The sequence below is a fragment of the Meiothermus sp. genome (assembly GCF_025056915.1).
Classification (GTDB): Bacteria; Deinococcota; Deinococci; order Deinococcales; family Thermaceae; genus Meiothermus.
Genome location: NZ_JANWVH010000105.1, coordinates 1 through 8,073 on the forward strand (window position 1 = coordinate 1; position 8,073 = coordinate 8,073).

General features: G+C 63.2%; 10 protein-coding genes. All 10 read right to left on the minus strand.

Annotated features, from left to right (window positions below; all coding sequences use genetic code 11):
- On the minus strand, positions 1 to 727 hold a 727-nt coding region (gene cas6, locus NZN28_RS13165; protein ID WP_295398869.1), incomplete at its 3' end, for a CRISPR-associated endoribonuclease Cas6.
- Positions 724 to 1,104 carry a type II toxin-antitoxin system VapC family toxin gene (locus NZN28_RS13170; protein ID WP_295398871.1) on the minus strand — a complete coding sequence of 127 codons (381 nt, stop codon included), beginning with the start codon at positions 1,102 to 1,104 and terminating at the stop codon, positions 724 to 726. The genes cas6 and NZN28_RS13170, both read right to left, overlap by 4 nt.
- Positions 1,104 to 1,370, minus strand: a complete 267-nt coding sequence (locus NZN28_RS13175; RefSeq protein ID WP_295398874.1) for a type II toxin-antitoxin system VapB family antitoxin — start codon at positions 1,368 to 1,370, stop codon at positions 1,104 to 1,106. The genes NZN28_RS13170 and NZN28_RS13175 overlap by 1 nt, the downstream gene beginning before the upstream one ends.
- 41 nt (positions 1,371 to 1,411) lie before the next feature.
- Positions 1,412 to 2,437 carry a type III-B CRISPR module RAMP protein Cmr6 gene (gene cmr6 / locus NZN28_RS13180; RefSeq protein ID WP_295398876.1) on the minus strand — a complete coding sequence of 342 codons (1,026 nt, stop codon included), beginning with the start codon at positions 2,435 to 2,437 and terminating at the stop codon, positions 1,412 to 1,414.
- A gap of 20 nt (positions 2,438 to 2,457) precedes the next feature.
- Positions 2,458 to 2,820, minus strand: a complete 363-nt coding sequence (gene cmr5 / locus NZN28_RS13185) for a type III-B CRISPR module-associated protein Cmr5 (RefSeq protein ID WP_295398878.1) — start codon at positions 2,818 to 2,820, stop codon at positions 2,458 to 2,460.
- On the minus strand, positions 2,817 to 3,668 hold the full coding sequence (gene cmr4, locus NZN28_RS13190) for a type III-B CRISPR module RAMP protein Cmr4 (RefSeq protein ID WP_295398880.1): 852 nt from the start codon (positions 3,666 to 3,668) through the stop codon (positions 2,817 to 2,819). Before cmr4 ends, cmr5 begins: the two co-directional genes overlap by 4 nt.
- Positions 3,665 to 4,687 (minus strand): type III-B CRISPR module RAMP protein Cmr1, encoded by a 1,023-nt coding sequence (cmr1, locus tag NZN28_RS13195; protein ID WP_295398882.1) that lies wholly within the window; start codon positions 4,685 to 4,687, stop codon positions 3,665 to 3,667. The genes cmr4 and cmr1 overlap by 4 nt, the downstream gene beginning before the upstream one ends.
- A 1-nt stretch (position 4,688) precedes the next feature.
- A complete protein-coding gene (locus NZN28_RS13200; protein ID WP_295398884.1) occupies positions 4,689 to 5,822 on the minus strand; it encodes a type III-B CRISPR module-associated protein Cmr3 in 1,134 nt (377 codons plus the stop codon).
- Positions 5,812 to 7,560, minus strand: coding sequence for a type III-B CRISPR-associated protein Cas10/Cmr2 (gene cas10 / locus NZN28_RS13205; protein ID WP_295398886.1), 1,749 nt, complete (start codon positions 7,558 to 7,560; stop codon positions 5,812 to 5,814). The genes NZN28_RS13200 and cas10 overlap by 11 nt, the downstream gene beginning before the upstream one ends.
- A gap of 40 nt (positions 7,561 to 7,600) precedes the next feature.
- On the minus strand, positions 7,601 to 8,073 hold a 473-nt coding region (locus NZN28_RS13210), incomplete at its 5' end, for an HD domain-containing protein (RefSeq protein ID WP_295398888.1).

Sequence of the window (8,073 nt, forward strand, 5' to 3'; positions counted from 1 at the left end):
CCTGTCTCGGGTCGAAGGCCCGCACCCGGCCAAAGCCTAAGCTGGTCTTGGCCCCCACCCCGGCGTAAAAGGCAAAGCGGCCCAAAGCCTGCATCCACTGGGCCTCCAGCGGGCTGGCCGCGGGCAGGTGATAGACCACCCGCCCCACAAAGCCCACCCCCCGCTCGTCGGGGTTGGGCCGGGTGGCCTGGGTATGGCCCTGGAGGCGCGCGATGGTCATGCGCTCCCAGCTTTCCGTAAGCTCAGGTGGCACCTTGACCGGCGCAAAGGCGTTCCAGCGCTGGGCCAGCGAGTCGAAGACCAGGCGCGGCTCGGGCAGGGGGTAGCTGTTCCCTTTACGGCGGAAGAAGGTGGGGCTGGCGAACTGAAGGCCTAGGCTGGGGCCCGCCTGGCCCTGGAAGAGCCGGGAGTAGCTGCTCACCCCGGCCCAGGGGTGCTCTTCTTGCAACACTGCCCGCACGGTGAAGGCCGACTTGAGCTTCACCGGCTGGCCCAGAAGCCCAAAGAGCCTGGGCGAAAGCCGGGCGTAGAGGCCCTCCTCCAGAATGCCCATCCGCACCCACCAGGCCCCCTCACGCCCCCCCAGCGAGAGGCTGAAGGGGTTGGGCTGGGCGCTGTGGAGGTCGGGGTCTATCTCCTTTAGCAGGCCATACACCAGCCCCCGCCAGCCGTCGGGGTCGGGGCGGGCGGGGCCCTCGAGGGCAAGCACGATAGCGGCCAGAATCATGCCAAATTGGTCTGGGCGAAATCGTCGCCCACATAAGCCAAAGGGAGACCCGATACCTTGGCCACCGCGTAGCTCAGGTAATCGCCAAAGTTGAGGGCTGCGGGGTGGCGACCTTTGCTGAAGCGGCGAAAAGCCGAAAGCGCTTCGCGGGCATGGGCCGCTTCAAAGGGAATCACTTGGACATCTAGGCGGTCGAGTAGCTCGTCCAGCAGGTGAAGCCGGTCAGGCTCCAGGCGACTGCCCACCACCATCCCTACCTCCAGCAGGGTAGGGGCTCCTACCAGGCGCACTTCGGCCCGGAGGGGGCGCTCGAGGGTTTCCTGGTACCCCGGCTCAGCAAAGATAAGCTGTAGCAAGACCGAACTGTCCAACACCATCAGCAACCTTCCGGGCCATAGCCCAGGATTTCCTCCTGCTCGGTCTTGGTCGGTGCTTTAGCTAGGCTTTCGGGAGGGAGTTTGGGCCAAACCTCGCGCTCTAAAAACTCCAGCACGCTCTCCTTGCGGGGGCGCTGCGGGTACAAAAGCCGGGCCTTGCGCTCCAGGAGGGCCTTGCGGATGGCCTCGGTCTTGGTTTCGCCCGCCAGGCGGGCTACTTCCTCGGCCAGGCGCTCGACCTCGGGGTTTTTGACGGTGAGGGCCATGGTCTCAGTATAGGTCGAAAAAGGCGGGGTTTAGGTAGGGCTCAAGAGCCTTGCCCCAGCATCTCCTGAAGTTGCTGGTACCAGCGCTTTTCTGCTTTGCCCTTGAGCTGCCGCTCGGCCTCGAGGCGCTTCCAGATTTTCTGTGCCGCGCGCGCTTTCTCGGCCGCCGGCACCTCGAGCCCGTAGAGCTTCACTACCAACTGCGGGGCCTGGGAGGGAAGGTCTTTTTCCTTCAAGGAGTCAAACTGCCGGAGCAGCTCGTCCACTGGGGAAGTCGCTTCGGCTGGAGGCGCGGGAGGGGTCGCCGGCGAGTGAGAGGGCTTGTCCAGCTGAATCCGCCCGTACCCCGAGGTGGTCTTGGCCCCGACCCCCTCTTCTCGCAGGGCCATCTCAAGGATTTGCCAGGCGACCTCGAGCCAGGGCCGCCCCTGCGCGGGCTCTACCCCCGGGGCCAGCCCCAGCGCGAACACGAACTTTCCGGTGACGCTCAGAAAGGGTACCGGAATGGGGGTGTCCCAGTCGGCAGGGGGCACCCCCTCGCCGCCGTAGTAGGCGCTGTGGTGGGGGGTCATGACGTCGGGGTGAATTTTGTACTCGATCGGCAGGGCATCGAAAAAGATGAGCAGCCCGGCTTCTTCCGTGGTGCCGAAGAGGGCTTTTTGCCCCTCGCCGCAGGAGAAGCGCTTGGGGTCGAGGTCGCGCGCCCAGGCCTCTCCCTGCAGGCGTGTGGCAGCGAAGCGGCTTGAGAGGCCCTTGAGGGCCGAGCCGGGAATGTAGGGCACCCCGTAGGTGCGGTGCAGGGTGAGGTGGGTCTCGAGCACGCTCTCCCCCCCCAGGCCCACCACCAGGCGGCTTTGCGTTTTGCCCTGGCGCTCCTCTGCTCCCAGCGCCCGCAACCCGGCGCGGTAGCGCTTCAAGAAATCACCGTAGCCCTTGGGAACTTTGGGAACTCTCTGGCCGCTCACCTCGGCCACCAGGTTGCGCTTGGCCTCTTTATCGCCGGGGTCGGTAGTGACGATGTACTTGTCGAGCCACAGCCCCGCGTGGGTGCTGTCTTGTTTTTTCAAGCTTTTTAGTACATTGCGCCTCATTGCCCGGCCCCCGCCTCCACGTCCAGCACGCTTTGGGAAAAGCGCTTGTACCACTGGGCGGCTGCGAGAACCTCTCGGGTGAGGAAGAGGTACTCGCTCAGGTTGGCCTCGCGGCTTTTCCTGAGCAGCTCAGCCTTGGATAGCCCTACAGTCCCCGCCAGGTCTTCCAAAAGCGCCCGGTGAGCCTCCTGACCGCGCGATTCCACGAAGGCCAGGGCCTGGGCCAGCCCGGCCTGCCGCACCAGCACCGGCAGCTTGTGGGCCATGCCACCGTACTGCTCGCGCCAGTCCTTGTCCTTGGTACAGTGCTGGATGATGCGCTCGTAGGCCGACTTCGCCCTTTTTTGCTCCCGGGTCATGCGCTTCCTCCCAGCTTCAGACGGCAAAGCCCCCGACCCACGCTGGCCTTGCCGCCCATCTGCGCGTAGCCCAGAAGGGATTTGAGGTCGTCCAGGGCCACCTCCACCGCTTTTTTGCGGCTGCTGCCCAGGCTTATCAGGCTATACAGCAGGCTCTCGGCAGGCAGGCTCTCCTCGTACCAAAGAGCCTTATCAGCGACGGTTTTGGTCTCGTCCTCGAGGCGGATGCGGGCTACGACCTCGGTGGCGGTCTCGAGCAAAAAGCCCATCACATCGTCGTGCACCAGGCAGAGCCGCCTTTTCACCTGAGCCCCGCTGTGTTGCGCCAGCCAGCCCCCCCACTCGGCCAGTTCCTTGGCTTCCTGGTAGCTCAGGTCGAGGTCTTCCAGATACACCTTGTACACCTTGTCCCCCAACTTAAGGGCGCTTTCCGGGGGCAGATGGCACTGGTCATCGGAGGCGGGTGCAGCCGGCAGGGCCGGCGGGGTAAGGCCAGCGAAACCGGCCTCGCGGGCGAAGCGCTCGAGCAGGTAGGGGCTGGTTACGTAGGCAAACACCCCGGCCAGGCTGCGCACGGGAAGCAACAGCAACCTGGCATCGCCAAACACCGCGGCCCCCGCGTGCTCCGAGGCGCTGCCCGTCTCGGGCCCGAAGAGGGCCAGGAGCTTGTCTTTCGCAAGTTTGCTCGCCGCCGTGTCGCGCAACACCCCTTTGATGGAGCTGCCGGGCAGGTAGGGGATGCCGGTCGAACGCTCGCGGGCAATAGGCAGGTCGATGCCGCCCACCCCCTGGCCGGTGCCGGGGTGGAGGGGGGAAAGGGCGTGCAGGAAAAGGATGTAGGTGTTCATTTGCTTTCTCCTAGCGCATAGAAGAATTTCTTGACTAGAGCAGGATTGGCTCTAGGAGCCTCTTTTCCAAGGTTGCGTAGGGCCACGACGACCGAGAAGTTTCCCTCTTTCAGGCATATCGGGCGATAGATGACGGGGCTGGCTAGGCGGTCACCTACTCTCACGCCTCTCCACTTGAAAGGCGCGCCCAATGCCGTTCTCTTGTGCTTTATAAGCTCCACTTCGCTGTGCTTTCGGCCTCTATTCTGCCATGAAAACTTCTCGGAGAAAAAAGACCTGTGGCCCTCAGCCAAAGTACTCCAGTCGCCCTCGACCAGCCTAGCTTTCAACTCCGTATCGAGGTGAGGAACCCCGTCAGGCCAGGAACCCCCTTGACTAATGTACTGCCAACCCCATTCCATGTCGCGTTTTGAATAATATGGGCTGCCCTTCTCGTCCACACGGCAAACCGCTCCGGCTCCCCGGCGGGTGCGCGCCCCAACTCCTCCAAAAAAATCGAAGGCCCAAAGGGTAAGCCCAATCTCTTCGGCTAGGTTTCTTCCCTCAAAGTGGCGGGGGTAGCGTAGGGTGAGCGCAAATTGCAGGTTAAGGAGTACCTCCTTGATATCGTTCGGTTTTTCCTTGGGTGGATTCAGAGGCCAGGAGATATAGGCCGGTATTACCGAGCTGTCGGGTTCGTCTTTTGCTTTGTGCGTTGGCCTTAGTTCAATTTCGGCTGTAGGCTTGACTTCTACGTATACATTTATAACAGAAGACACATCTGTGCTGCCCCAGATGGCCATCTCGGCACTCCTCATACCCTTGAGGTTGCCGAACCTGTTGCCACATGTGGCCCGCCACCAGAAGCGCAGCACGCCGCGAATGCTTCCCCCCCGGATAGGGGCCTGCAAGTCGCTTGTGAATGGGCTGCTACCTGCACCGATAAGCGGTGTCAATAGCTTGTACATCCGGGTTTCGACTAGGTACGCATCCCTCAAACGAGGTTGATACGCTTCCCTAAACTCCACAACCCTCCGCACCTCACACCTCCAATTTGGCAAGCGCGCCCGTCCAGCTCCCCACCACTGCCAGGCCGTAGCCGTCCAGTCGGTCTTGGGGCTCGTCGCTTAGGTTCTGCATCCAAATGCCGTCCAGCCATTCCCTAATCCGGCTCTCACTCCAGCCCGCGAACCGCACGAAGTACACGCTGCCGGCGGGAACCAGCCTGCGGCTGGGCTTGGGGCGGTGCTGCTCCAGGTCCCAGCCCGAGGCCACCGTGGCCCGGCCCAGGGCGGCGGCCTCGATTCGAGCCCCTTGAAGGGCACGGTTCTCCGGCAGGTAGCCAGCCCGGAAGGCGGCTGGGGTAAGGAAGATGACCCGGGCTGCCTGGTGCTGCACCAGGCGTTGCAGGAGCGCCGCAGGAGGCTGAGGTGGAGGGATGGTCTCGTTCAGCCAAAAAGCAAGCCGCCGTTCTCCTGCCAGGGGGAAAACTCCCTTGGGGGCATCCTCTACCCACAAGGCCAGAGCCAGGCGACGGGCAGAGGAGAGAAGGGGTTTTTGCCGAGCATCCTGGCGGGCGAAGGTGAACTCGAGCCCCGAGGTCTGGAACAAAAAGCCCTCCTCGGCAGTCTGGGTCTCGGGGCTGAGCTTCAGGTGGGTGCGCACCTCGCCTTGGGGACCATCGTGCCCCAAGTCTTTCCCCTTCTGTTCGGCTTTGGCCGGAGGCTCCAGGAGCCAGCGCTCGAAGGAGGTCCAGTGCCAGAAGCGCGGCACCGCAAGGGGCTTACTCTTGTTATCGGGGTTGGGGATGCCGACCGGGTGGAGCCCTTCGGGCAGGTTGGTCTCTATTCCCTTGCCCAGGCTGAGCGGAACCAGGCGGTATAGAAAGGACGCCTCGCCCTGGCCCAGAAGCAGCGCATCGGCGGGCGCAGGCGCCAGCAGTCTCCAGCCCTCTTGCCCCCGCTCGGCCAGCAAGGGGCCGCGAATGCCAATTTGCCGCACCTGCTGGGCTGCCCCCGGGAAGCTAAGCCCTCGGGAAAGCCCGATGCGGGTGCGCACGGCTCCGGCTATGGTCTGGGGCAGGGGGAAGGGTAGGCTGCGGGCCCTGGCCCCAGGGTTGCTGCTGAAGGGGCGGCCATCCCGAGCAACGATGGGGTCGCGGGGCTCAATGAGCACGGTAGACCTCCAAGTCTTCAAGGGGCACCTGGGCTTGCTCGTAGGCCCTGGCCAGCACCTTGGCGATGATGAGCTCGTCGGCTAGGCGGGCTACATCGGCGGGGGCTTTTAGAACGTCGAGTTCTTGAAGGTACCCGGGCTTGAGTTCCTTGCGCTTCAGGATGCGCTTCGCCTCGAGCACCAGGGCCTGCTCCATCCCCTCCACCTCACCCAGCTCGTCCAGCAAGGTTTTCAGCTCGTGGGCTGCCTTGGCAGGCAGTTGCTCCAGGCGAAACAGGTCCTGGTAGCGGTAAAGGCGCTGGGTGAGCGAGGGGGCCTCGTCCCAACGGCCCCGCACCATGCGCTCACTGCCGCTGCGGGGGCTGTAGGCAATCGCCAGAGCGTTGCGCTTCTGTTCCGGTGGGGTGCCCCTAGGCCCTTCCTTGGCCAATTTCTCGGTACGGCGCACCAGCTCCAAGGCGTCTTGCAGGGGCTCGAGGTGGTGCACGATAGCCAGCCCCACCGAAAGGGTGGGGTCCTGGGTTTTCCCGAACCCTTTCATGGCCTCCCGGAAGGTTTGAGCCAGAGCCTTGGCGCAGGGAAGAGCCCTGTGCAGCGGCAACAGGGCCAGCACATCGTCGCCCCCGGAGAAAACCAGGCAGCCTTGGTGGTTTTCCACTATCCGCTGAACCTTCCCTGCAAAACCGAGGGCCAGCTGGTTGGAAAGCCTTCGGTGGCCCTTCACCCCTTGCTGGCTCTGGTGGTCTATGGTCTCGCCCATGCGGTCGCCATCGGCATGAAGAAGGGCATAGTAGGGCACAGGCTCGCCCAGCTCCCGGTACATCTCGCCGCACACCGAGCGGGCTGCCTCGAGGTTCGGGCTCGGCCCCTCAAAGAACTCATCCAGCCGCCCCACAAAGAGTAGCCTGGGGTCAAAGTCCCTCAGAATCGTGTCTCGCACGACAGGGTGGGCCCATTCCTCTCGGGCTCCCTCGCCCACCAGGTCGGCCAGGCGCTCGAGGTAAAACTGCAGAGCCTGGGTTTTGCCCTGCTTTTCCAAACCCTCCAAATACGGCAGGGCCGCCACGTGCGAGGTGCTGAGGAAGGCCCGCCCAGGCCAGAGCCGCTTCACCAGGTCTACCCCGCTCAGCTCCTCCCCCGCGCGGATACCTACCCGGCGCTTCCAGCTTTCGCTTACGCCTGCGATTACCGTTTCGCGCGCCCCATCCAGCGAGCTTTTGGGCAGGCTCGAGCCCCAGCTAACCGGAGCAAAATCGCGCGTGTTCTTCCGCGCTGCGATGACCGACACTATCCGGTTGCGGGCCTGGGCATAATCCTGTTCGCCCTCAAACGGCACGCAGGCCCAGTAGGCCTCGAGCATGTCCGCGAGTTGCTTCTCTGCGTTGCTCCAGTCAATCAAAGCTTGGTATTCGCCCAGCACCTCCCGGCCCTTCTCCAACACGCACTTTTTGGCAGCCTCCAGGGCGCCCGCTGCCAAAGCTCTACAGTCGGGTTTTCCCGGTGCCCAAGCAAGCACCACGTTGGGGATGCCTGATTGGCTTAGCTGTCGAAAGTGCTCCGCGTTGTTAGGAGCCGGAAAAATCAGGTTTTCGTAACCCAGTTCTCCAGCCAAAAAGGCCGCAGCAGCCCCCGCTGCCTCGCTGAGGAGGCGGCTTCCGGCATACAGATCTCGGCTGCGGCGAGCCGTGTAGATGAAATCCTGTACAGGACCAAGAGCAACTTGTACGAGATACGCCATGACAACCCCATTGAAAAACAGCGACGTTCTTATGTTGACCCTAAAAACTTAGCCTGATGAGAAGGCTTGAGCCCATGTCCCACCGCACCTGAAAACCGGCCATCACTGACCCAAGCAGCGTGTCGAGTGCGTGACCGCCCCTTTCACCTACGTCTATGCGTTCGCTCGAGGCGTAGCTATCGGCCAGGGCCACACACCACTGTTCGGGTGTCTGGGGCTGGTACTGGGGTTTATCGCGCCAACCTTCGTGGTGGCGGGCGGTGGTGGGGGCGAGCCACTTCGAACTCGGAAAAACCCGCCTCCACTTCCAAATGACCCAATCGGTGTGTGCCGGATGGCTCCAGTCGCCAACCCCTTTGGGCGGACTGCCCCAGTGGGCTCGCTGGTAGAGCTTGCCAATGTCATGCAATAAACCGGCCAATGCCAGGTCGGTGTGTGTCCTGAGCGGCATCGCGTTTTTTATACCACAATGCTCGCCACATTCACGGGTATTCTGCCGCAACACAACCTCAA

Coding starts and splice junctions, on each gene's coding strand:
- NZN28_RS13170 (WP_295398871.1), bottom strand. CDS start 1,104: ATGGTGTTGGACAGTTCGGTCTTGCTACAGCTTATCTTTGCTGAGCCG.
- cmr5 (WP_295398878.1), bottom strand. CDS start 2,820: ATGACCCGGGAGCAAAAAAGGGCGAAGTCGGCCTACGAGCGCATCATC.
- cmr4 (WP_295398880.1), bottom strand. CDS start 3,668: ATGAACACCTACATCCTTTTCCTGCACGCCCTTTCCCCCCTCCACCCC.
- cas10 (WP_295398886.1), bottom strand. CDS start 7,560: ATGGCGTATCTCGTACAAGTTGCTCTTGGTCCTGTACAGGATTTCATC.
- NZN28_RS13175 (WP_295398874.1), bottom strand. CDS start 1,370: ATGGCCCTCACCGTCAAAAACCCCGAGGTCGAGCGCCTGGCCGAGGAA.